We start from the raw sequence: 25760 nt of genomic DNA on the forward strand, positions 1-25760 counted from the left end.
GACGACCGGCCACATCACCACGTCGTGGTACCAGTCGGGCACGCTGTCATCGAGAACGGGCCCTTGGCCCGGCCGGAGCGGGACCCAGTCGCCCTTGGGGACTCCCGGCCGTCCGGTGACCGTGTCGATGCCGCCCGTCCCGTAGGTCCGCGGACTGACCTTCACCTCACCGCTGTGCGTGCGCACCACCAAACCGGTACGATCCGCGAGCTTCTGCAACAGCGGGCTGTGGCGGCCCAGGAAAGGAATAGCCAGCACGATCGGGGTGCCCGGCGGCAGACCCGCCCGCGCCACGTCCGCCGCCACCAGCTCGATGAACTCCTCGATGTCCACGTCCACCGTCGAACCGTCCGGCAGCCGCGCCACCACCTTGCCGTCCCGCCAGTCGGCCCCGACGACGTACGGCCGCGTCCCCTTCGGCCACGGCGTCTGCCGTCCGGGGCCGCCGATCGCCAGGGAACCGTCCGCCTGCGGCGTGAGGACATCGCTCCAGTCCGTGTCCAGCTCCAGGGCATCCATGTCCCCCATGACGTCCGGTCCCAGCCAGTTGAGACCCGGCACCCGGTGTCCATCCACCGTGAAGTAGCCGCTCTGGGCCGGCCCGGTCGCCCCCAGCCTCTCGAGGTGGAACGCGCGCAGCGCCGCCAGGCTCCCCGCCCGCCCGGCCGCCGCGGCATCCACCACCAGCCCGAACAGCCACGCACGCACCGCCTGGTCCACCGGCGCACCCTCCGGCAGGTGCAGCACACGACGGGCCACCACGTCCACATCGAACGGATCGCCCCGCAGCGCCCGGTCCCGCCGGTGCAGAGCCTCCAGCCGCTCCGCCGCCGCCGCGTCCGGGGGGAGGGCGAACCCGACCGTCGCCTGCCGCCCCAGCACCTCACGCGGCACACCGGCAAGCGCGACCACCTCGTCCGAGGGTTCCCCGGGAGCCCACTGCACGAAGAACGGGAAGTCCTCCGCGGCCAGCCGCTCCTCCCCCTCGGACAACACCTGGAGGATGTCCAGCACCTGCTTCAGATGGCCCATGAACACCGCGTACGCAGCCCGCGCCCGCCACTCGCCACCGCCGGCGACATCGACACCGTACCCGGTGATGACAATCCGCGGCAGCGCCGCGCCCACCTCCCGGTTCCGCAGACCGGCAGACGCCACCTTGAGCGCCAGCGCCCTGATGGCCCGCTGCCCGTCCCCGGACGGGCCGGTCCAGTCCGGCGCGAACTCCACCACGCTCAACGGCGGCAACTCGGGAGGCAACACGGCCGGCTGCGGAGCGAGCGGTGCAACCGGGGCGGGCGCCTGCGGAGCGAGCGCGGCGGGAGGCGCGGGTAGCGCGGCCGGCTGCGGAGCGAGCGGGGCGGGCGGTTCGGACGTCTGCGGGGCGACCGGCGCGACGAACACCCGCGCAGCGGACTCGGAGTCCCCGGACACGGGCGTGGACGGCACCGACAACTCCCGCACCGACCCCCGCGACCCGGCACCGTCCGCGCCCGAAGCCCACGGCACGCCCGGGGCCGCGACCGCACCGGCCGCGCCGGTCCCGTCGGCCGGCCCGGGGGGCGCGCTCCTGGTGGGACCGCCGTGGAGCTTCGCCGGAGCCGCCGAGGGCACGGTCGCCGCCGTCGTAGTCGTCGTAGCCGCGGGCAGGGCCGCCGCGGGAGCGGGAAGCCCGGAAGACCTGGGGAGCGGCCGCGGGACCGGGCGCGGGGCGTTCTGAGTGCCCGGCGGCGGGGGCTCCGGCAGCGCCTCCTGCCAGACGGCGGCGGAGGCCGCTCCGGCGGGCACGGTGAGCACCGGCGCGCCCTGGTCGTCCGTGCCGGACAGGTCCGTCCGGTCGTTGGTCCACAGCACAGGACGGCCAAGCCCCTGCGCCAGCAACCACGCCACGACGTAGATGCGGGGAGCGGTCCTGGCGTGCGACAGGACGACCTTGGTGCCCTTTCCCTTGGCTGTCAGGATGGGGTCGTTCGCCATCAGCTGCAGGAACTCAATGACCGATATCCGGAACACACTGCCGTCGATGTCCAGCTCGATGATGTACGAGTCCTGCGGGTCCTGTTCGATCCGCAGCAGGAAGGGGACCGGCTCGGTCGCCTGCCGCTTCCGGTTCCGGTTCCGCCACGGCGCGTCCACCAGCCCGCCGGACGTACGGATCTGCGCGAGGTTCACCCGCGGCCACGACTCCCCCGTGAAGTCACGGCTTTTCCCCTCGACCCCGTCCAGGACCGTGTCCCTGTCGGTGGCGATGAACGCCAGGTTCACCTCCAGGTGGTACGCGGCCGCCGCGTCCGTGTCGGACGCGTTCTGCCCCACGGCGAACGCGCGGGTGAGCAAGGTCCGCAGGTTCTCACGCTCCGACGCGCCGACGCCGACGGCCGGGTCCAGGTGGCGCACCCGTATGGCGAGATCGTCCACGTCCACACCAGGCTTGCTCAGCAGGTCCATGGTTTTCACCCACGCCCACAGCATCCGCAGCCGCTCCGCCTCACCCAACGGGCGGGGTTCGGGCAGATTCAGGACGGTGGCGGCCTCGGACCTCGCCTCATCCCCCCGCACCCACTGCGCGCCCAGCCGCACCACCGGCAGCTCCACGAAGTCCCACGGCATGTCCACACGCTCGCCCCGCGGACCACGAGGCCGTGCCTCCCACCACGCCGCCGCCGCGGCCAGCACCCGGCGGGCAACCTCCTGATCCACCCCGGACGCCGCCTCCGGACGCGCCTCGATCACCCGCGACAGCAGATCCAGCGTCAGCGGACCCACCCGCCGGAACTCTGGATCGGCCAGCCACATCTCGTCCACCGCCGCCACACCCCGCAGCAGCTCCCCGAAATCCGCACGGTCCTCCACATACACCCCGAACATCGACTTCAGCGCCCGCACCGCAATCAGCGTCCGCTCCCGCACCTCCGCCGACACCGGGCCACTCCCCGAGTGCAACCGGGCCACCACCGCAAGCCGGTCCAGCGCCGCACCCTCCGGCTCCGGCCGCCCCAGCTCCCAGTCCCGGGCCCGCCCCTGGGGATCGGTGAACAGGGTCCGCACGTACTTGCCGTTCCTCTGCAGCTTCATCTCCGACTGCGGGCCGTAGGAGACACGCGCCCAGCGCCGCGCCTTGTTCACGATGTGCTGTCCCGGAGACAGCTCCCGCAGCGGATCGGCCACGAACACTTCGCGGTAGAAGAGGGATCCCACGTCGGGATCCGGCCTGTCGCTGTCCTTGGGGGAGGCGAGGCAGCAGCAGGCGAGGTCGATCCAGCGGTCCTTGGGGAGCCCGGACACCAGCCACGCCACCCACGCCGCTGCCTCGTCCTTGTCGAGGGAGCGGTAGTACACGCGGTCCCCGCTCCGCACCGCCACGGCCATGTAGCCCGGGATGCCATGCGCGCTGATGCGGAGCGCGTCGGCCTCGGGGAACGGACTGCCCTCGGGACCCGGACGCGGCAACTCCCGCTCCGGTGAAACGGTCTCCGAGGCGAAGCGGAAGTCGACGTACGTCGTCATCCGGTCGCTGTGGCGTTCGTTCTCCTCGAATGTCTCCGCGTACTCGGTGGGGCGAAACGAGGAGTGGCCCATCTGCTCGCCAATCGCCTCGCTGACCATCGGCCACATCACCACGCTGCGGTACCAGTCGGGCAGGCCGGCATGGAGAACCGGCCCCTGGCCGGGCCGGAGCGGGAACCAGACACCCTTGGGAACTCCGGGCCGTCCGGCGACCGTGTCGATACGGCCCTTCCCGTCGGGCAGCGGGCTGACCTCCACCTCACCGCTGTGCGGCCACACCACCAGACCCGTACGATCCGCCAGCTCCTGCAACAACGGGCCATACCGGCCCAGGAACGGAACGGCCACCACGATCGGGGTACCCGGCGGCAGACCCGCCCGCGCCACATCCGCCGCCACCAGCTCCACGAACTCCTCGACGTCCACGTCCCGCGTCGAACCGTCCGGAAGCCGCACCACCACCTTGCCGTCCTTGCTGCCGTCGCCCCCGACGACATACGGCCGCGTCCCCTTCGGCCACGGCGTCTCCCGCCCGGGGCCACCGCCAGGGGCCGGGGAGCCGCCCGCCTGCGGAACCAGGACCTCGCTCCGGTCCGTGTCCAGATCCAGGGCGTCCGACTCCAGCCAGTTCAGACCCGGAATTCGGTGTCCCCCCTGCGTGAAGTGACGGCTCCGGTCCGACCCGGCCGCCCCCAGCCTCTCCAGATGGAACGCCCCCAGCGCCGCCAGACTCCCCGCACGCCCATCCGCCTTGGCAGCCCTCACCAACCCGAACAACTCCGCACGCACCGCCTGAACCACCTGCGCGCCCTCCGGCAGACGCAGCACATGACGAGCCACCACATCCACGTCGAACGGGCTGCTCCGGAACCGCAGGTCCCGCCCGTGCAGAGCCTCCAACAACCGCTCTGCCGCCGCCTCGTCCGGGGCGGGTGGCTCGGCCGTCTCCGGGGCGGGTGACGCGGACGCCGGCGGGGCGACCGGCGCGCCCAGCACTCGGTCGGCGGAGTCGGTGGCCTCCCCGGTGAGTGGCCGGGCGGCGGGGAGCTGTGCGACCCCCCTGACAGCCCCGTCGAGGGCCTCGGACTGCCGCGGGGAGGCCGGGGCCGGGAGGGCTGGTGTGGGCGGTGCCTCCGTCAGCGGGATACGGACCGCTGTAGCACCGGTTTCCCGCTCGTCGGGCACCAGCAGCAGACCCGAGGAATCCGCGGACAGCGTGTAGGGCACCGTCGGGAAAGCCTCCAGCACCTCGGCCGCGTTGGCCGCACGCCCGATCCACCCGCTGTCCCCGTACAGCAGCGCACCACTGGGCTCATGCAGGAAATCGGCACCGAACCGCCGCCAGCCCTCCGGCTCCAGCACCCGCCCCACACCATCAGGACCGCCGGGAAGCCGGACCCGGCCCGCGTCACTGACCTCGTAACCCAGCGGCTCCGAACGAGAATCCGCCCGACGCTCGAAACCAAACCACTCCTCCCGGCCCTTCCCCTTGCCCGCGGACACCCCAGCAGACGCCTCAGCAGACGCCTCGGCGGCAGGCACCTCCACCGGCGCGGCAGACCGCGGCCCCGCCACCGTCACCACACGCCCGATCGGCCAGTGCGCCGCCAGCGGATCCACACCCGCATCCGGCGAACCGCCCCGCAAGCCCCCCAGACGCGAACCCAGCCGCCGCACATCCGACCACCGTGGAAGGCCACGGCGCCCGGGGCCTCCCGGCCCACCGGCGGTACCCGCCCGGCCCGCCACCGAGGACTCCGGGGCCTCCTCCCACGCCCGCCGGGGTTCATACCGCGGCGTCAGATCGAAGCCAAGGAGGTCCAGGTCCGTCCCGACCTCGTCCGCGGCCCGCTCCAGGAACAGCGGCAAAGCCTGTGCCAGTGGCGGGGCCGACTGCCCGGGGGAGGCGAAGTGCTCGTCGGTCAGGGCCCGCAGACGGCGCCAGGTCAGCGGGGAAGCGTCACGCCGGCGCGCCCGCCACTCATCCAGCGCGCGGAAACCACGCAGCACAGCGTCAAACGCCGCCCCGTCGTTCTCCAGCAACGGCCCGTACACCAGCCGGACCGCCCGCCACCACCGCCGCACATCCTCAGCCCGCCTCCGATCACCGGTCACCCGCTCAGCCCACACCGCCAACTGCACCGACGACGGCTCCCGACGGAACCCCACCAGCCGGTCGCCCTCCGCCAACTGAAGCCGCACCACCGGCACCTGCCGGGTGACACCGTCCTCGCCCACCACCTCCTCGACGCCCGAGGCGAACCCGAACTCCAGACCCAGGGCGGAAGCCCACACCCCCCGGTCAAAACCGGTGCCGTTGGCCAGCGCCTGACCGGCCAGCGGCCACTCCAGCGGATCACGACCAGCCGCATATGGGCCCCCCACATCCGCACCCGCCACCAGCACATCCGTGTCCCACGACGTCTCCGTCAACTCCGGCGCACGCGCGAAGAGATAATCGATCACCCCCTTGTAGCCGAACGCCACACCCGAAACACCCGAACCGTCCTCGGACCGCACCGGCAACCACGCCGCGGTCCCGTCCCCGTCCAAACCGACCAGGAACAGCCTGCCGAACGGCGCCTTCTCCCACGGGCCCTCCGACACCACCACCGGCGTCTCCGCGCTGCCGTCCGGCTGCTCCCACCGGACCTCCGTGACGTGGCCCACCTCCGGCAGCAGGCCGTAGGACTCCTGCCGCCCCAGCCACACCCCGCCCCCGCGCAGCGACACCCCCACCGGCGCGCCCGAACGGTTCGAGTGCTTCACGTGCCACACCCGGGCCGCGGGAACCCTGGACCCGTCCAGCGCCACGATCTCCGCCAGCGACCCGATCGCGGGCGGCGTCGGCGCCTCGCGGAGAACCTTCAGCGCCTTCTCCGCACCCCTGACAGCCTTACTGACGTCCTCGCGCTCGCCGGCGGGCACGGTCCGGTTCGCCAGGAAAGCGGACGCCTCCCCCACCACCTCGGCCAGCAGCCGATACAACGGATCGGCTGTGGGCAACGGGGTGCCCAGGGCGTAAAGACCCAGCGCCTCGGCCGATTCCTGCTCGCCCCTCACGGTCAGCAGCCGCCGCGGCGCGCCGTCCACGTGCGGCACGCCCTCGACGGCCAGCCGCAGGAACCGGGAGAAGTCCCGCACCACCCGGTTGTCCAGAATCCGTTGCACCGACCGGCGCAGCTCCTCGGGGGGCAGCGGGACCGAGGCCGCCACCGCCCGCCGGTACAACCGCTCACCGAGGGCCGCCAGTTCGGCGTCGGTCTGCTCGATCTGCTCCTCGGTCATCGTGGGGCCTTGGCCGTTCACCGCGAGCGCCCGGAACTCGCCCAGCAGCAGCGCGACCGACAGCCGGGCACTGTCGGTGTCCAGCGGGAACTCCACCATGCCGAGCGTCTCGTACGGGGTGGTCTGCCCTCCCTGGGACGTACGCCCCGTCAGCGCGGCGGTCACCTGCTCACGTGGGGAGGGCGCGTCGCCGAACGCCATGTCGAAGAACCCGTCCGGGACGGCTTCGCCCGGCTTGTACCGCCGGAAATAACGCCTCATCACCGCCGTCAGCTCGTCGTGAACCAGCTTGCTGAGCGCGTCGTGATCCTCGTCGAGAAAACCTCGCGTGTCCGGCCGCAGAGCCCGGCGGGCGCTGTCGAGCGCGTGCCGCAGCGGCAGCGGCAGCAGGTTCTTGAACAGCTGCGGGGGTTTGCTCGCCGGCTGGGCGGCGGCCTGGTTGAACATCTGCCAGGCGTATCCCCAGACCTCGTCCACATCCGGGATGACCGACAGGAACGGCAGGAACCTCGCCGGTACCTTGTCGCCACCCATGATCCGGGTCACGAGTCGCCGGGCGGACCGCTGCCCGGCCTGCCGCCCCGCCAGGAACAGATCCAGCTGGTACGGCGCCAACAGCCGCCCAAGAGCGTGGTCCTGGGCCGCCCTGAACCCGAACGCCGGGGTGCCCAGAGTGGGCTGGTGGTAGGAGCGGCCGTCATACCCCAGACCGGGAGGATCAACGATGACTCCCTGGCCGAGTTCGGCGATCTCCCACCCCGGAAGGTCTTCCAGAAGCTCCCGTAGCGGTATCGGACCGCCCCGCTCGGCCGTGCGCGCCAGCCGGTCACGGATCAGCTTCCGCTTGGCCTCCGCCTCCGCCAGAGTCTGCCGTCGCTCACCCGGAATCGAGACCGCCGGATCGACGACGACCTCCGGGATATACCTGGTGACGAGTTCACTCCCCGGGGGCACTTGAGGCGCACCGATGTCATAGAGCCGCTGGGTGGCGGGGTCGCGCCAGAAGGGCGTCGTGTCGAGGGCGATCTTGATGCCGGGACCTTCGGCGAGGATCTCCCCCCGCATATCGGGCGCCTCTCCGGGGTCCTCCGGGATGAGGACGCCAAGCCTCCGCAGGAGGTCGGGGAGGAGAGGGACGGTGAGCGGATAGCGGTACTCGGTCTCGGTGCCGAGGGCCCCGTACTCATCGCGAACCGCCCCGTCCAGCAACGCGTGCGCCACCGACGACGACTCCACGAACGGCTCCAGCGCGTCCGCCACCACCCGCCCGGACGGACCCACCACCACCGCTTGCGCGTCAAACAACAGCCCCACCTCCGGCGGATCCGTCGACACCCGGCGCCCCTTGCGCTTCGACGCGTCAACCCACACCACACCGCCATCCGCCGTGTGATACGCCGCGAACGCATGCCCCAGCCCGTCCTCCGGCCGCCGCCCCCGCTCCAACGACACCGACCCCGGCCGCCGCGCCAACACCAACGCCACCGACCCCGGCCCCGCGAGCCGCGCTTTCTCCAGCGCATCCGCCACCGCACCCCACGAACCCACCCGGCCCCACCCAGGACCCACCACCGAACGGGAAGCCGCACCCGGCCGGTCCAGCACCGAGTCATCCACCACACCCCCCGCCCGCACACCCGACGCAAGCAACCCGCCCGGATGCAACTCATCCCGCAACGCATCCAGCAACTCCAGACACCGCCGCTCCGACACACCCCCCGGCGGCACCGACACCGCCACCATGCCGTCCACGAGGTCCGTCAGTTTCCTGCGGCTCAGCACCCGGGGAGCGGAGTCCGGGGCGGCGGCCTGGCCGCCGTGAAGCGCCACCGTCCCCGCCGCGCCCGCCCCGTAGCGAGCCCCCACGGCCAAAGCCGCCGAGGGCGGAGCCGATGTCGTCGCAGTCGAGGTCGTCGCGGGAGCAGCAGCCACGGCGGACTTGGGCAACGGCTCCGCGACCGGGCGCGGGGCGGGCGGGACGGGCAGCGTCGGGAACACCACCTTCGCCTCCTGCCAGACCGGGCCGGAGGCCGCACTGGCGGACGCGGTGAGCACCGGCACGCCCTGGTCGTCCTTGCCGGACAGGTCCGTCGGGTCGTCGGTCCACCGCACAGGACGGCCCAACCGCTGCGCCAGCCGCCTCGCCACCTCGTCGATGCCGGGAGCCGGCCGGGCGTGCGAAAAGACGACTTCGGTGCCCCTTCCCTTGGCTAGCAGGATGGAGTCGTTCGCCATCAGCTCCAGGAACTCACTGACCGGTATCCAGAACACGTCGCCGTCGATGTCCAGCTGGATGATGTTCGGGTCCTGCGGGTCCAGTTCGATCCGCATCAGGTAGAGGTCCAGCTCGATCGCCTGCCGGTTCCGGTTCCGGTTCCGCCACGGCGCGTCCACCAGCCCGCCGGACGTACGGATCTGCGCAAGGTTCACCCGCGGCCACGACTCCCCCGTGAAGTCACGGCCGTTCCCCCGGATCCCGTCCAGGACCGTGTCCCTGTCGGTGACGGCGAACGCCCAGTTCACCTCCAGGTGGTACGCGGCCGCCACGTCCGTGTCGGACGCGTCCCGCCCCACGGCGAACGCCCGGGTGAGCAGGGTCCGCAGGTTCTCACGCTGCGACCGGCCAACGGCGAGGCTCGGGTCCAGGTGGAGCACCCGTACGGCGAGTACGTCCACGTCCACACCGGGTTTGCCCAGCAGGTCCATGGTCCTGACCCACGCCCACAGCATCCGCAACCGCTGCGCCTCACCCAACGGAGCGGAGCTGAACAGGCTCAGGACGTTGGCGGCCTCGAACCTCGCCGCACCCCCCCGCACCCACTGCGCGCCCAGCCGCACCACCGGCAGATCCACGAAGTCCCACAGCATGTCCACGCGCCCGCCCTGCGGACCACGAGGCCGTGCATCCCACCACGCCGCCGCCGCGGCCAGCACCCGGCGGGCAACATCCTGATCCACCCCGGACGCCGCCTCCGGACGCGCCTCGATCACCCGCGACAGCAGATCCAGCGTCAGCGGGCCCACCCGCCGGAACTCTGGATCGGCCAGCCACATCTCGTCCACCGCCGCCACACCCCGCAGCAGCTCCCCGAAATCGGCACGGTCCTCCGCATACACCCCGAACATCGACTTCAGCGCCCGCAGCGCAATCAGCGTCCGCTCCCGCACCTCCGCCGACACCGGGCCGCTCCCCGAGTGCAACCGGGCCACCACCGCAAGCCGGTCCAGCGCCGCACCCTCCGGCTCCGGCCGCGGCAGCTCCCAATCCCGGGCCCGCCCCTGGGGATCGGCGAACAGGGTGCGCACGTACTTGCCGTTCGCCGACAGCTTTGTCTCCGTCTGCTGGCCGTAGGAGACACGCGCCCAGCGCCGCGCCCCGTTCACCATGTGCTGCCCCAGAGACAGCTCCCGCAGCGGATCGGCCACGAACACCTGGCGGTCGAAGAGGGATCCGTGGGCGAGAGGACCCGGCGTGTCGCTGTCCTTGGGGGACGCGAGGGAGCAGCAGGCGAAGTCGATCCAGCGGTTCCAGGGCAGCCGGGACACCAGCCACTTCACCCAGGCCACCGCCTCACTCTCATCGATGAAGCGGTTGTACACGCGGTCCCCGCTCCACACCGACAGCACCATGTAGCCCGGCACGCCATGCAGGCTGATGCGGTACGCGCTGCTCTCAGGGAACGGACTGCCCTCGGGACCCGGACGCGGCAAATCCTGCTCCGGCGAAATGAGCTTCAAGGCGAATCTGTAGTCGACGTACGTCGTCATCTGGTCGAGGCGGCGGTCGCCCTCCTCGAAGTCCTCCGCATACTCGGCGGGTTCGAACGAGGCGTCGCCCATCCGCCCCCCGGTCATCTCACTGACGATCGGGAACATCACCACGTCGCGGTACCAGTCGGGCACGCTCTCATCGAACACCGGCCCCTGGCCCGGCCGGAGCGGAACCCAGGCACCCTTGGGAACCCCCGGCCGCCCGACAACCGTGGCGATACGGCCCTTCCCGCCGGGCAGCGGGCTGACCTTCGCCTCACCGCTGTGCGGCCACACCACCAGACCCGTACGATCCGCAAGCTCCTGCAACAACGGGCCATACCGGCCCAGGAACGGAACGGCCACCACGATCGGAGTGCCCGGCGGCAGACCGGCCCGCGCCACATCCGCCGCCACCAGCTCCACGAACTCCTCGACGTCCGTGTCCCGCGTCGAACCGTCCGGCAGCCGCACCACCACCTTCTTCTTGTCCTCGCGCCAGTCGGCCCCGACGACGTACGGCCACTCCCTCTTCGGCCACGGCGTCATCCCCCCGGGGCCACCGGTCGCCAGGGATCCGTCCGCCTGCGGCGTAAGGACATCGCTCCAGTCCGTGTTCAGCTTCAGGGCGTCCGCCCCCAGCCAGTTCAGACCCGGAACCGGGTGTCCCCCCCGCGTGAAGTGGCCACTCTGGGCCGACCCGCTCGCCCCCAGCCTCTCCAGATGGAACGCGCCCAGCGCCGCCAGACTCCCCGCACGCCCGTCCGCCTCGGCGGCCCGCACCAACCCGAACAACTCCGCACGCACCGCCTGATCCACCGGCGCGCCCTCCGGCAGACCCAGCACATGACGGGCCACCACGTCCACGTCGAACCGGCCGCGCCGGAACCGCAGGTCCCGCCCGTGCAGAGCCTCCAACAGCCGCTCCGCCGGAGACACGGCAATCCGCACGGCGAGCGGAACGGGTGGTGTGGCCGTCTGCGGATCAACCGGCGCGGTGAACCGCGAAATGCAGCCCCCTCGCATGGACATCACCCGCTTCGGCGCCAATGCCCGCGATCCGGCACCGTCCGCACCGGAAACCCCGACCGCACCCCGGGCCACGACCTCGCCGGAGCCCTCGGCCGCCTCCGGGGCGGCGAGCGCCCGGCCCGCCACCGCGGACTCCGGAGCCTCCTCCCACGCCCGCTCAGCGACATACCGCGGCGTCAGATCCAAGCCGCGCAGCTCCAGGACCACCCGGACCTCACCCGCGGCCCACGACAGGAACACCGGCAGCGCCTGCGCCAGCGGCATGGCCTGCCCGGTCCCGAAGGAGTACGCGCTGACCAGGTCCCGCAAAGCGCTCCAGGTCAGCGGGGAGACATCGCCCTGGCCGGCCCGCCACAGGTCCAACGCACGGAAACCATGCAGCAGAGCCTCGAACGCCGCCTCGGCGTCCTCCAGCAGCGGCCCGTACACCAGCCGGACCGCCCGCCACCACCGCGCCACATCCCCAGCCCGCCCCCGGTCACCGGTCACCCGCTCGGCCCACACGGCCAGCCGGACCGACGACGGCTCCCGACGGAACCCCGCCAGCCAGTCACCCTCCTCCAACTGAAGCCGCACCACCGGCTTCTGCCGGACCACACCGTCCTCGTCCGCCACCTCCTCGACACCCGAGGCGAACCCGAACTCCAGACCCAGGGCAGAAGTCCACACCCCCCGGTCAAAACCGGTGCCATTGGCCAGCGCCTGACCCGCCACCGGCCACTCCAGCGGATCACGGCCACGCGCATGCGGACCCGCCACATCCGCACCCGCCACCAGCACGTCCGTGTCCCACGACGCCCCCGTCAACTCCGGCACACGATCGAAGAGACAGGCCACCAGCGCCGCGTAGCCGACCGCCACACCCGAAACACTCGAACCGTCCTCGGACCGCACTGGCAACTGAGCCGCGGTCCCATCCCCATCCACACCGACCAGGAACACCCTGCCGAACGGCGCCCTCTCCCACGGCCCCTCCGCCACCACCGCCGGAGTCCCGGCCGCGCCGTCGAGCCCCGGCCCCCACCGCACCTGCGTGACGTACTCCACCCCCGGCAGCAGACCGTAGGACTCCTGATCCCCCAGCCACACCCCATCCCGCCGCAGCGACACCCCCACCGGCTCATCCTGCGGATTCCGGTGCTGAACATGCAGCACCCGATCCACCGGAACCCCGGTCCCGTCCAGCGCCTCGATCTCCCGCTTCCACTCGATCGCAAGCGGCACCGGCCCCTCACGCAGGACCCTCAACGCCTCCCGCGCGCCCTGGACCGCCACCTCGACACGCGCACGCTCACCGGCAGGCACGGCCCCGGCCGCCAGAAGCCCGGACACCGTCTCCACCACCCTGGCCGCCAGCCGATACGCCGGACTGTCCGCGGACAGCCGGACATGCCCCAGGGCATGACGGCCCAGCGCGACGGCCACGGCCATCCCGTCCAGCTCGGTCAGAATGTGCAGATTCGGGCCGTCCGCCCGCGGGATGCCCTCGCCGAGCAGGGTCAGGAACGGAGCGAGTCCCCGGACCACCTGATCGCCCAGAATCCGCTCCACCGACCGGCTCAGCACGTCACGAGACAGCGGAACCGAGGCCGCCACCGCCCACTCGTACATCGCCCTGCCGAGATCCACCAACTCGGCCTCGGCCCGGTCGATCTGCTCCTCGGTCATCCACCGGTGGTCGAACCCGTACGCCCGAAACTCGTCCACCATCAGCGGGACCCGCAGCCGGCCGCCACTGGTGTCCAGGGCCGGGAACCCGTCCATGCCGACCGCCTCGTACGGGCCGATCCGCCTCCCCTGGGACGTCAGCCCCGTCAACGCGGCAGTCAGATGCTCACGCGCGGACGGAACATCACCGGCTTCGGGATCGCGGACCCCGACGTCGAAGAACCCCTCCGGAACAACCCCCCCGCCTGGCTTGAAGAGCCGGAAATGGCGCTCCATTTCGACGAGCAGCATGTCGTGGGCGACCGCGCTGAGCCCATCATGGCGCTCATCAAGGAAGCCTCGCGTACCAGGCCGCAGAGCCCGCCTGTCACTGTCGAACGCGTGCCGCGACGCCACCGTCAGCCAGTTCTTGAGCAGTTGCGGGTACGTGACGTTGAGCGGCCTGGCGGCGACCTGGGTGAACGCCCGCCACGCGTGCCCCCAGACCTCGTCCACATCCGGAATGGCCGACAAGAACGCGACCAGCTCCACCGGCACCTCACCACGGCCAGTGATCCTGCTCGCCAGCTCCCCGGCGACCCGCCGCCCGAAGTCCCTCCCCGCCCAGGCCAGATGCCGCAGTTCCCTGGGCCACGTCCGATCGAGGGAGTGGTGCCAGAGCATCGTGCGGCCCACCGCGGCGTTACCCAGGGAGAACTGCCCGTAGGAGCGGCCGTTGTGGCCCACGGCGAGGGGAAAGACCGTGGTCACCTGGCCGACCTCGGTGATCTCCCACCCCGGCAGATCACCCAGAAGCTCCACCAGCGGCATCGGACGCCCGCCCCGCCCGGCCATGCCCGTCCGCGCCAGCCGGTCACGCACCAGCCTCCGCCGGGCCCGCCCCTCCTCCAGCGACTGCCACCGCTCACCCGGAACCACGGCCGCCGGATCACCGACGACCTCCGGGATGTAGATAACGACCCGTTCGCTCCCTGGGGGCGCTTGGGACGCAGAATCAAAAGGCATCGGGGAGTCGGGGTGGCGCCATTGGAGGATTTGGTCGACGACGATCTTGACCCCAGGGCCTTTCGCCAGCACCACCTTCATGAAATCGGGCTCGTCCGGGGGCTCCGGAATGCGGATGCCGAGCCTCCGCAGAACGTCATCAGGGAGGGGACCGATATCGAGCGGATACCGGTACTCGATCTCGGGACCGAAGGCCCCGTACTCATCACGCACCGACCCGTCCAGCATCGCGTGCGCCACCGACGACGACTCCACGAACGGCTCCAGCGCGTCCGCCACGACCCGCCCGGACGGACCGACCACCACCGCTTGCGCGTCAAACAACAGCGCCACATCCGGCGGATCCATCGACACCCGGTGCCCCTTGCGCTTCGACGCGTCCACCCAGACCACACCATCCGCCGTGTGATACGCCGCGAACGCATGCCCCAGCCCGTCCTCCGGCCGCCGCCCCCGCTCCAACGACACCGACCCCGGCCGCCGCGCCAACACCAACGCCACCGAACCCGGCCCCGCGAGCCGCGCCTTCTCCAGCGCCTCCTCCACCGCATTCCACGACCCCACCCGGCCCCACCCAGGACCCACCACCAAACGGGACGCCGCACCCGGCCGGTCCAGCACCGAGTCATCCACCACACCCCCGGCCCGCACACCCGAAGGATGCAACACACCCGGATGCAACTCATCCCGCAACGCACCCAACAACTCCAGACACCGCTGCTCCGACGCACCCGGCGGCACCCGCACCGCCACACGATCCACACGGTCCGTCAGCTCCCCACGGCTCAGCACCCGGGGAGCGGAGTCCGGGGCGGCGGCCTGGCCGCCGTGGAGCGCCACCGTCCCGTCCTCGTCCGGCCCGTACGGAGCCCGCGCGGCCGAGGCCGAAACCGCCGAGGGCAGAGCCGGCGTAGCCGAGGTCGTCGTGGGAGCGGCAGGCCCGGTGGACCCGGGGACCGGGTACGGCCGCGGGACCGGGTGCGGGGCGGGCGGGACGGGTGCCGCCGGGGCCTCCGGCACCGCCAGGTGCCAGACGGGGCCGGAGTCCGCACTGGCGAAGGCGGTGAGCACCGGCGCGCCCTGGTCGTCCGTGTCGGACAGGTCCGTCGGGTCCTCGGTCCACCACACAGGACGGCCCAGCCGCTGCGCCAGCCGCTTCGCCACCGCGCCGACGTCGGGAGCCCACTCGGCGTGCGAAAAGATGACCTCGGCGCCATTCATCCGCTTTGTCAGTACGGGGTCTACCGCTGTCAGCTCCGAGAACTCACCGACCGGCAGCTCGAACACCTGGTCGTGGACGGTCAGTCGGATGGTGTCCGGATCCCGTTGGTCCAGATCGGCCCGCAGCAGGTAGGGGAGGAACGCGGGCGCCCGCCGGTTCGGGTTCCGGTTCCGGTTCCGCCACGGCGCGTCCACCAGCCCGCCCGGCGTATGGATCTGCGCAAGGTTCACCCCCGGCCACGACTCCCCCGTGAAGTCACGGCCGTTCCCCCGGACCCCGTCCAGGACCGTGGCGCTGCCGGTGTCGTCGAACGCCCCGAACACCTCCCGGTCGTACGCGGCCGCAACGTCCGTGTCGGACGCGTCCCGCCCCACGGCGAACGCCCGGGTGAGCGTCTCCCGCAGTTCCGCACGTTCCGTCGGGTCGACGTCGAAGTCCGGGTCCAGGTGGAGCACCCGCCGGGCGAGCGCGTCCACGTCCACACCGGGTGCGGTCAGCAGGTCCATGGCCTTGACCCACGCCCACAGCATCCGCAACCGCTCCGCCTCACCCAACGGACCGGGGCTGGACAGGTTCAGGGCGATGGCGGCCTCGGACCTCGCCTCATCGCCCAGCACCCACTGCGCGCCCAGCCGCACCACTGGCAGGTCCACGAAGTCCCACGGCATGTCCACGCGTTCGCCCCGCGGGCCACGGGGCCGTGCCTCCCACGCCGTCGCCGCCGCGACCAACGCCCGGCGGGCGACCTCCTGATCCACCTCGACCCCGGCCCCCGCATGCGCCGCGATCACCCGCCGCAGCAGATCCAACGTCAGCGGGCCCACCTGCCGGAACTCCGGGTCGGCCAGCCACATCTCGTCCACCGCCGCCACCCCACGCAGCAGCTCCCCGAAATCCGCACGGTCCTCCACCCAGACCCCGAACATCACCTTCAGCGCCCGCACCGCTATCAGCGTCCGCTCCCGCTCCTCCGCCGACACCGGGCCACTCCCCGAGTGCAGCCCGGCCACCACCGCAAGCCGGTCCAGCTCCGCACCCTCCGGATCCGGCCGCTCCAGGGCAAACCCCCGGGGCCGCCCCTGAGAATCGGAGTACAGGGCCCACCTCCGCCCGTTGGTCCCGGGCCGCTCCCCATCCGACAGCTGGCCGTAGGAGGCACGCGCCCAGAGTCGCGTCGCGTTCGCGGTGCGATGCGCCACAGAGATCTCCCGCAGCGGATCGGCCACGAACACCTCGGGGTCGAAGACGCTCCTCATGGTGGGACCCCGGCTGTCGCTGTCCTTGGGGGAGCCGAGCCAGCAGTCGGAGAAGTCGATCCAGCGGACCTTGGGCCGCCGGGACACCAGCCACTTCACCCACGCCACCACCTGACCCTCGCCGACATAGCGGTTGACCACGCCGTTCCCGCTCCGCACCGCCAGCACCATGTAGCCCGGGATGGCATGCGCGCTGAGGCGGAACCCGTCGGCCTGGGAGAACGGACTGGCCTCGGGACCCGGACGCGGCAGCTCCAGCTCCGGCCCCTCGGTGTTCGTGGGGAAGCTGTAGTGGATGAACGTCGTCATCCGGTCGCTGACGCGCTCCGTCTCCTCGAAATTCCGCGCGTACTTGTCGGGTTTGAACGAGGCGTAGCCGGTCTCCTCTCCGGTCGCTTCGCTGACCACCGGCCACATCAGCACATCGCGGTACCAGTCGGGCACGCTCTCGTCGAGAACGGGCCCCTGGCCCGGCCGGAACGAGGCCCAGTCGCCCGTGGGAACTCCGGGCCGTCCGGCAACCGTGTCGATGCTGCCCGTCCCATCGGACCACGCGCTGACCGTCACCTCACCGCTGTGCGCCCACACCTCCAGACCGGTACGGTCCGCGAACTGCTGGAGGAACACGCCGTACTGACCCAGGAAGGGAACGGCCACCACGATCGGGGTGCCCGGCGGCAGACCCGCCCGAGCCACGGCGATCGCCATGAGCTCGATGAGCTCCTCGACATCCGCGTCCCGCGTCGAATCATCCGGCAGCCGCACCGCCACCATGTCGCCAGGCCCGTTACCCGCGATGACGCACGGCACCGTCTCCTTCGGCCACGGCGTCGCCCGCCGGGGACCGCCGACCGCCAGGGAACCATCCGGCTGCGGGACGAGGACATCGCTCCAGTCCATGTTGAGCTCCAGGACGCCCAGCGCCCCCATCACGTCAGGACCCAGCCAGCTGACACCCGGGATCTGGCTCCACCCCATCGTGAAGTAGCTGCTGTGGTCCGGCCCGACCGCCCCCAACCGGTCGAGGTGGAATGCGCCCAGCGCCGTCAGACTGTCCGCACGCCCAGCCGCCTCGGCGGCCCACACCAGCCCGAACAACTCCGCACGCACCGCCTGGTCCACCGGCGCATTCGCCGGCAGGTGCAGCACACGACGAGCCGCCGCATCCACATCGAACGGGCTCTCCCGCAGTCGGCGGTCCCGGTCGTGCAGAGCCGCCAGCCGCTCTATGGCCACCGTGTCCCAAGAGGGGGTGATCCCGGCCGTCGCCTGCCGTTCCAGTTCCGCCGGGCCCGTCCCGTCCGGCGCGAACTCCACCACGCTCAACGGCGGCAACCCGGGAGCCGGCGCGGCCGCAGACGGGGCGGGCGCCTGCGAGGCGAGCGGGGCAGACGAGGCCGGCGCCCGCGCGGCGACCGGCGCGGCGAACACCCGCGAAGCGGAGCCCCCCGGCCCGGCACCGTCCGTGGCGGGCACGTCCCAGCGCCGCCGCAGACCCAGATCGAGCCGCAGGATGTCGGCCAGCTCCGCCGCGGACCCCAGCGCGGCCTCCGTGTCCGGTCCCCACATCAGCAGGTGATCGGCGACCTGGCGCACCGCGCTGCGGAAGCCGTCCCCGGCGTACCGCGAGTCGGCGAGCACCGCGTGCGGCTCCACCGGCAGCACCAAGGAGACGGCGGCGGCCCAGGCCCGGGCGACGTCCGTCTCCATGGCACCACCGGGTGCCGTACCAGGTGCCGCGCCCGCGAAGTCCGCGTACGCCGACGCCCACAGCCGCCGCGACGCGTTCGCCGCCACGTCGTCCAGTGCGTCCGTCCAGGGGCCGGGCCGCATCATCAGCACCCGGGCCAGCTCCAGCGGCGGGAGCGCGTGCACCGGCACCCGGTTGTCTCCACTGTCCCCGCGGAGCGCCATCTGGATCTGGGCCTGCTGGTCGTAGACCGGCGTGACGCCCGCGGCACGTACGTCGGCCTCGTCCAGGCCGGTGGCGGCGCTCGCGGCGAGCCGCTCCGCGACGGGATCCACATCCCCCTCGGTCAACTCCCCCGCGATCCACCGGCGTTGCGCGTCGTCCCGCAGCACGACCGGGGCCTCGGCAACGTCACCGGTAGCGGCACCCCGCGCCCCGGCCAGGACATCCAGCGGGACACCCAGAGCCCGCAGCCGCGCCTCGGCGTCCTCCAGCCGCTCGCGCGCCCGCTCGACCCCGGCCCAGAAGTCCGGTTCCAGGTCCGGGTCCGGGTCCGGGTCCGGGTCCGGGTCCGCCATCAGCGTGTCCTCGCCGCTTGCCCGCCCGGCCCGCTCCGCCGACGCGGCCCCCGCGGCAGCCTCGGCGAACGCGGTCCGCGCCGCCGCGTGCGCGTTCCACGCGGGGACGAAGACCTGGTCGGCGGAGTCGGCGGAGTCCACGGTGAGTGGCCGGGCGGCGGGGAGCTGTTCGACCCCCCTGGCAGCCCCGGGCTCGGGGCTGCCAGGGGGCTCATGGGCGGTGCCCGCCCGGGGCGCCACCGGGGACTCCGGGGCCTGCTCCCACGCCCGCACGGGGGCATACTGCGGCGTCAGGCCGAGGCGGGACAGCTCCAGCTCCATCCCGATCTCACCCGCGGCCGACACCAGAGTGAACAGCAGCGCCTGCCACCACTTCAGCGGGGCCTGCCCGGACTCGGAGACGTGCGCGTTGACCGCCTCCATGTACGGGTTGACCACATCCAGCAGACCACTCCAGGTCAGCGGGGAAGCATCCCCCCTGCGCGCCCGCCACTGATCCAACGCGTGGAAACCATGCAGCAGAGCCTCGAACGCCGCCTCGGCGTCCTCCAGCAGCGGCCCGTACACCAGCCGGACCGCCCGCCACCACCGCGCCACATCTCCAGCCCGCCCCCGATCACCGGTCACTCGCTCGGCCCACACGGCCAGTTGGACCGATGACGGCTCCGGACGGAACCCCGCCGGCGAGTCACCCTCCTCCAGCCGGAGCCACGTCACCCGCCGCTGCCCACCGTGGCCGTCCGCCTCCCTGCGCGAGGCGAACCCGGGCTCCCCACCCAGAGCAGAGGTCCACAACCACCGGTCAAAGCGGTTGGACAGCACCTGACCCGCCACCGGCCACTGAAGCGGATCACGACCACGCGCATACGGACCCGCCACATCCGCACCCGCCCACCACACAGCCGTATCCCTCGACGCCGCCGTCAACGCCGGGACACGCGCGAAGAGATAGTCCACCACCCGTTCGTAGCCGAACGACACAATCGACCCATCCTGGATCGGCAACTGTGCCGCGGTCCCGTCCCCGGCCACACCGACCAGGAACACCTTGTGGAACGGCGCCTCCTTCCGCGGGCCCTCCGCCACCACCGCCGATGCCCGGTGTCCGTTGCCCTCCTCCGGATCCCACCGCACCTCCGTAAAGTGATCCACCTCCGGCAGCAGACCGTAGGACCCCTGCCGACGCCGCCACGATCCGGCTGCTCCATCCCCCCGCAGCTCCACCCCCACCTGCACATCCGAGGCGTTCCGGTGCTGCACCTGCGACACCTGATCCACCGGAACCCGGGTCCCGTCCAGCGCCTCGATCTCCGCCGGCCACTCGATCACGGCCGGTGCCGGCAACTCGCGGACGGCCGTCAACGCCATCTCCGCGCTCATGACGGCTTCGTCGACGCGCGCACGCTCCCCGACAGGCACGGTCCCGGTCTTCAGGAGAACGGCCACCTTCTCCACCGCCTCGGCCGCCAGCCGATACACCGGACTGTCCGGGGACAACCGGACGTGTCCCAGGGCATAACGGCCCAGGGCGCCGGCCACGACCATCCCGTTCGCCATGGTCAGCACGCGCTGGTTCGGGCCCTCCACCTGCGGGACGCCGCCGACGAGCAGGGACATGAACGGGGCGAACCCCCGGACCACCGGATCGTCCAGAATCCGCTCCACCGACCGGCTCAGCACGTCGGGAGACAGCGGAACCGAGGCCGCCACCGCCCGCTCGTACATCGCCCTGCCGAGTTCCGCCAACTCGGCGTCTGCCTGCTCGATCTGCTCCTCGGTCATGGTCCTGTCGTCGAACCCGTACCCCCGCAACTCGTCCACCATCAGCGCGACCAGCAGCCGGCCGCCGCTGGTGTCCAGGGCCGGGAACTCGTCCATGCCGACCGACTCGTGCGAGCCGATCCGCCTCCCCTGGGACGTACGCCCCGTCAGCGCGGCGGTCAGCTGCTCGCGCGGGGACGGCACATCGCGGGTCTCCCCGGGATCGCGGACCACGAAGTCGAAGAACCCGTCCGAAACGACTCCGCCCGGGCTGAAGAGCCGGAAATGGCGCTCCATTTCGACCTTCAGCATGTCGTGGGCGACCGCGCTGAGCCCGTCATGATGCTCTTCAAGGAAGCCCCGCGTACCAGGCCGCAGAGCCCGCCGGTCACTGTCGAACGCGTGCCGCGACGCCACCGCCAGCCAGTTCTTGAGCAGTTGCGGTTGCGTGACGGTGAGCGGCCTGGCAGCGACGTGGGTGAACGCCCGCCACGCGTACCCCCAGACCTCGTCCACATCCGGAATGGCCGACAAGAACGCGACCAGCTCCACCGGCACCTCACCACGGCCAGTGATCCTGCTCGCCAGCTCCCCGGCGACCCGCCGCCCGAAGTCCCTCCCCGTCGTGGTCAGAAGGAGCAGTTCTCTGGGCCATGCCCGATCCAGGGCGTGGTCATGGAGCATCCTGAGGCCCACCGCGGGGGTACCCAGGGAGAACTGCGCGTAGGAGCGGCCGTTGTGGCCCGGGGCAAGGGGATAGATCGTGGTCGCCCGGCCGACCTCGGTGATCTCCCACCCGGGAAGATCACCCAGAAGCTCCACCAGCGGCCTCGGCCGCCCGCCCCGCTCGATCGTGCCCAACCGCGCCAGCCGGTCACGCACCAGCCTCCGCCGGGCCCTCGCCTCCTCCAGCGACTGCCACCGCTCACCCGGGACCAAGGCCGCCGGATCACCGACGACCTCCGTGATGGCGCCAGAGCCCCGTACGCTCTGCGGGGGCACTTGGGCCGCCATGTCAAAGGGCATCGGGAAGTCGGGGTGGCGCCACAGGGGGGCCTTGTCGACGACGATCTTGATCCCGGGGCCGTACGCCAGCACCACCTTCGTGAGATCGGGCCTGCCCGTGGCCTCCGAGACGGGGATGTTGAGCCTCCGCATAAGTTCAGCGGGGAGGGGGGCGATAGCGAGCGGATAGCGGTACTCGATCTCAGGGCCACTGGCCCCGTACTCATCACGCACCGCCCCGTCCAGCATCGCGTGCGCCACCGACGACGACTCCGCGAACGGTTGCAGCGCGTCCACCACCACCCGCCCGGACGGGCCCACCACCACCGCCCGCGCGTCAAACAACAGCCCCACCTTCGGCGGAACATCCGACACCCGGCTCCCCTCGGGCTTCGACGGATCCACCCACACCACACCATCCGCCGTGTGATACGCCGCGAACGCATGCCCCAGCCCGTCCTCCGGCCGCCGCCCCCGCTCCAACGACACCGACCCCGGCCGCCGCGCCAACACCAACGCCACCGAACCCGGCCCCGCGAGCCGCGCCTTCTCCAGCGCCTCCTCCACCGCACCCCACGACCCCACCCGACCCCACCCAGGACCCCGCACCAGACGGGAGCGCGGGCCCTGGTCCAGCACCGACTCATCCACCACACCCCCGGCCCGCACACCCGACGGAAGCAACACGTCCGGATGCAACTCATCCCGCAACGCGCCCAACAACTCCAGACACCGCCGCTCCGACACACCCCCGGGCGGCAGCCCCTCCGCCATGCCATCCACAAGGACCGTCAGTTCCGCGCGGCTCCACACCCGGGGCGCGGGCGCCGGGGCGGGGTGCGTGACCGGCGCGATGGAGACCCAGTCTTCGGCCGTGTGCGGCCGACCCGCCGCGCCCCGCCCCAGGGCGAGGGTGAGCCTGCCGGTGTCCCGGTCCTGGTAGATGTCGGCCTCGCCGTACGCGGTCCGCGCCAGGTGGCCCGTCGCGAGGCTGGTCGCGAGGAGAAGGCCGTCAACGGCGTCCCCTGCCTCGGCGGGATCCGCGTCCGGGAGCAGCCAGACGATCTCGGCGCCCGGCGGCAGCGCGCGCACCTGGGGGTCGTGGGAGAGCAGGGCGGCGGCGTCCTCCGCCGGCACCACTCCGGACAGCAGGTCCGAGCCGAGGTCGCCGCGCGCCCGGATCACCCAGGGCGCCGGGCCGCCGGGCCGGTGCCAGGGCGCGGGCGCGGAGCCCGAGGAGGCGTGGTCGATCGTGCCGTCGGGCCGGTGCCGGACCAGGGTGACCCGGCTCGGGTCGAAGTCCAGTCCGTCCCTGCCCGGTCCGTCCAGGTGACGGCCGAACGCCCGGTCCCCGGTGTCCCGCAGGAGGGTGTGCGAGCCCAGCATCCCTTCGCGTTCCAGATGGAACGCGCCCAGCTCCACGGTGCTGCCGATGTCGCGGCCGGCGTCCCGTGCCCGGTTCACCAGCCGGTACAGCTCCCCGCGGCGCTCGGGGTCGGGGCGGTCCAGATGCAGGACGCGGGCGGCGAAGGCGTCGGCGTCGCCGCCGTGGTCCCAGACGCCCAAGACGCCCTGGCGCGCGAGGTGGAGCCCGGCCAGCACCGCGAGGCTGGGCGTGTTGTCCGCCGCGTCCAGTGCCAGGCGGAACAGCTCGGCGCGCTCGTCGGCGGTCACGGGCCCGTACCCGTCCGGGTCCAGCACGTGACGGGTGAGCGCGTCCAGGTCCAGCGGCCCGTCGGCCAGTTCCGGGACCTTCGCCCGCAGGGTGTCCAGCCTGCGCAGGACCTCCCGTGCGGTGTCAGGACCGTGTGCGGCGTACAGGCCGGACAGGCCGTGCAGGCGGGACAGGGCGTCGAACTCGGCAAGGGCGGCGGCGTACGGATCGCCGTCGTACGAGTCGCTGTCGTAGAGGTTGTCGTCGCGGGCCGGGTCCTCGGCCGACGCCGGGGGGCCGTCCGGCGGCGGCACTGCCGCGGGCTCTGCGGGCTCTGCGGGCTCGACGGACCGGGCAGGCGGGGCAGCGGTGTCCTGGACGGGAGGGATCTCGTTCCGGGGGCCGAGGGCGTCGTCGGCCGGCGGCGCCTTCGGCTCGCCCTTCGCGCCCTCCGGCCCGTCCGGCGCGAGGACCACGATCGCCGGGGGCGTGTTCCTGCGGGGCGGCTGCGGGGGCCTGGTGGTGCGGTGGTTGCGCGGGGCGCCGGGGTTGCGGTCGCCCTCGGGCAGCGCGGCGAGGTACTCGTCGCCGCGCTCGTACACCGTCACGGCGTTCCTGGCGTTCTCACCGAGCGCCACCCCGAAGGTGTCGATCGTGCCGTTCTCGTGCACCAGGGTCAGGTGGAGGTCCGCGTGGCGGGCGAGGAGTTCCGCCGCGAGCAGGGCGGTGGGGCGGTTCCACCGCCGGGCCGCGAACAGCTGGGCCCTGATGAGGCCTTCCTCCTGCCGCCGGGTCAGCGGCAGAGGCAGCAGGGGCAGCCGGCCGCCGCCGCGCTCGAACTCGCGCCGCTGGGCGTCCGTCAGCGCGATCCCGGCTCCCTCGATCCCGGCCCCCGCCAGCTCCTCGGCGCGGAAGGTCGCCCGCGGGTCGAGCCGCGCCGTGCTGGGCAGCGGCAGGTAGGCCGACCAGGACAGGTGGTCGGGTTGGTACTCGCCGCCGTCGGGGAGGCGCAGCCCGGCCGCGTTCATGGCCATGGCCAGGGCGGCGTAGAAGCGGTTTCCGTCGCCGGGTGGCACGACGAGCCGGTGCGCGTAACCGTCGGGGTCCGTCAGCCGGTTGAGGTCCGATGCCGCGTCGTACTTGGGCTCCGGCTCGGACTCGTCGTCGGTCAGGCCCTCCCAGGTCCACGGGCGGTGGGCGTGGGCGGGCAGCGCGTCGTCCGCCGGGGGCTCGTCGGGGGTGGCCGGGGCGGGGGCGGCCGGTCCCGCTTCCACCTCGTCCGGCAGTACGGCGCGGAAGCGCTCGTCGGCGAGGTGGAGTACGACGCCGGGGGCGTCGTCGGGCAGGGGTTCGGGGTCCGGGGCGTAGTCGAGGAAGCTGCCGTCCTCGCGGACGACGCGGACGACGGTGCCATGGATCCGGGCCGCGAGCGCGGGCAGCAGGTCGGCGGCGGCGTTGTCCCAGGTCTGCTTGTCGACGTGGGCGGCCAGGCGACGCAGTTGCGCGGCCGCCAGGCCGCGGCGCTGGGCCGGGGTCAGCGGCTGGTGGCGCCGGTCGGGGGTGGGCTGGTCCCCGGCCGAGTGCGGGATCACGCCGAAGGCGTCGAACTCGCGGCGCTCGGGGGTGCCGGTGCCCAGGTCGAGCCCGGCGGCCTCGACCTCGGCCGCGCTGAAGGTGTCCTTCTCGTCCGGGGCTAGGTAGGCCAGCAGCGGGGAGTCGTCGGGGAGGGCGGCCAGTGCTTCGGCGAACCGGCCGCGGAGGGTGTCGGCGTCGTCGGTGATCCCGCCGTGGGCGGCGATGAACGCGTGGTAGAAGGACTTGCCGTCCTCGGGCACGTCGCGCAGCGGGTGGGTGGTGCCCTCGGGCGAGGTCAGGGCGGGCGAGCCGTCATCAAGGACGGTGGCGGGGGTGTAGACCGGGGATTCCTCGGATTCCTCGGTGACCGTCTCCAGGACTGCGGTCCCTGTCCGGCCCGTCAGCTCTCCGCCGGTCAGCTCTCCGCTCGTGAGCCGGGGTTCGGGCACCCCGGCGCGGGTGCGGACCGCGCCCTCCTCGCCGCTGCGCGGGTCGTCGGGCAGCTGGTGCCAGCGGGTCAGCCGGATGGTCTCGCCGTGCAGACGGTGCAGGGTGTCGGCGGCGGTCTCGGCGGTCGTGCGCTGCTTGGCCAGCTCCGCCAGCCGGGTGTCCCGGGCGCGTTCGGCCGTGCGCAGGGTGTGGTGGGCGGCCTGGACGGCGTCGTCAGCGCTCACCACGCGCCGGGCCGCCCCGCCGGTGACCTCCTCGTGCACCCGCCGCGCCTCGGTGACGAGCCAGTCCCGCTCGTCCTGCCGGATGCGGGCAACGA

General features: G+C 72.5%; 1 protein-coding gene (only partly in view). It reads right to left on the reverse strand.

The whole window is internal to a lonely Cys domain-containing protein gene (locus tag ACZ4WQ_RS42575) on the reverse strand: the coding sequence, 61656 nt in all, runs 16647 nt past the left edge and 19249 nt past the right edge, and what appears here is coding positions 19250–45009, spanning codon 6417 (partial) through codon 15003 (complete); reading right to left, the first codon wholly in view occupies positions 25756–25758. The start codon and the stop codon both lie outside this window.

The sequence above is a fragment of the Streptomyces sp. NPDC028305 genome (assembly GCF_055569495.1).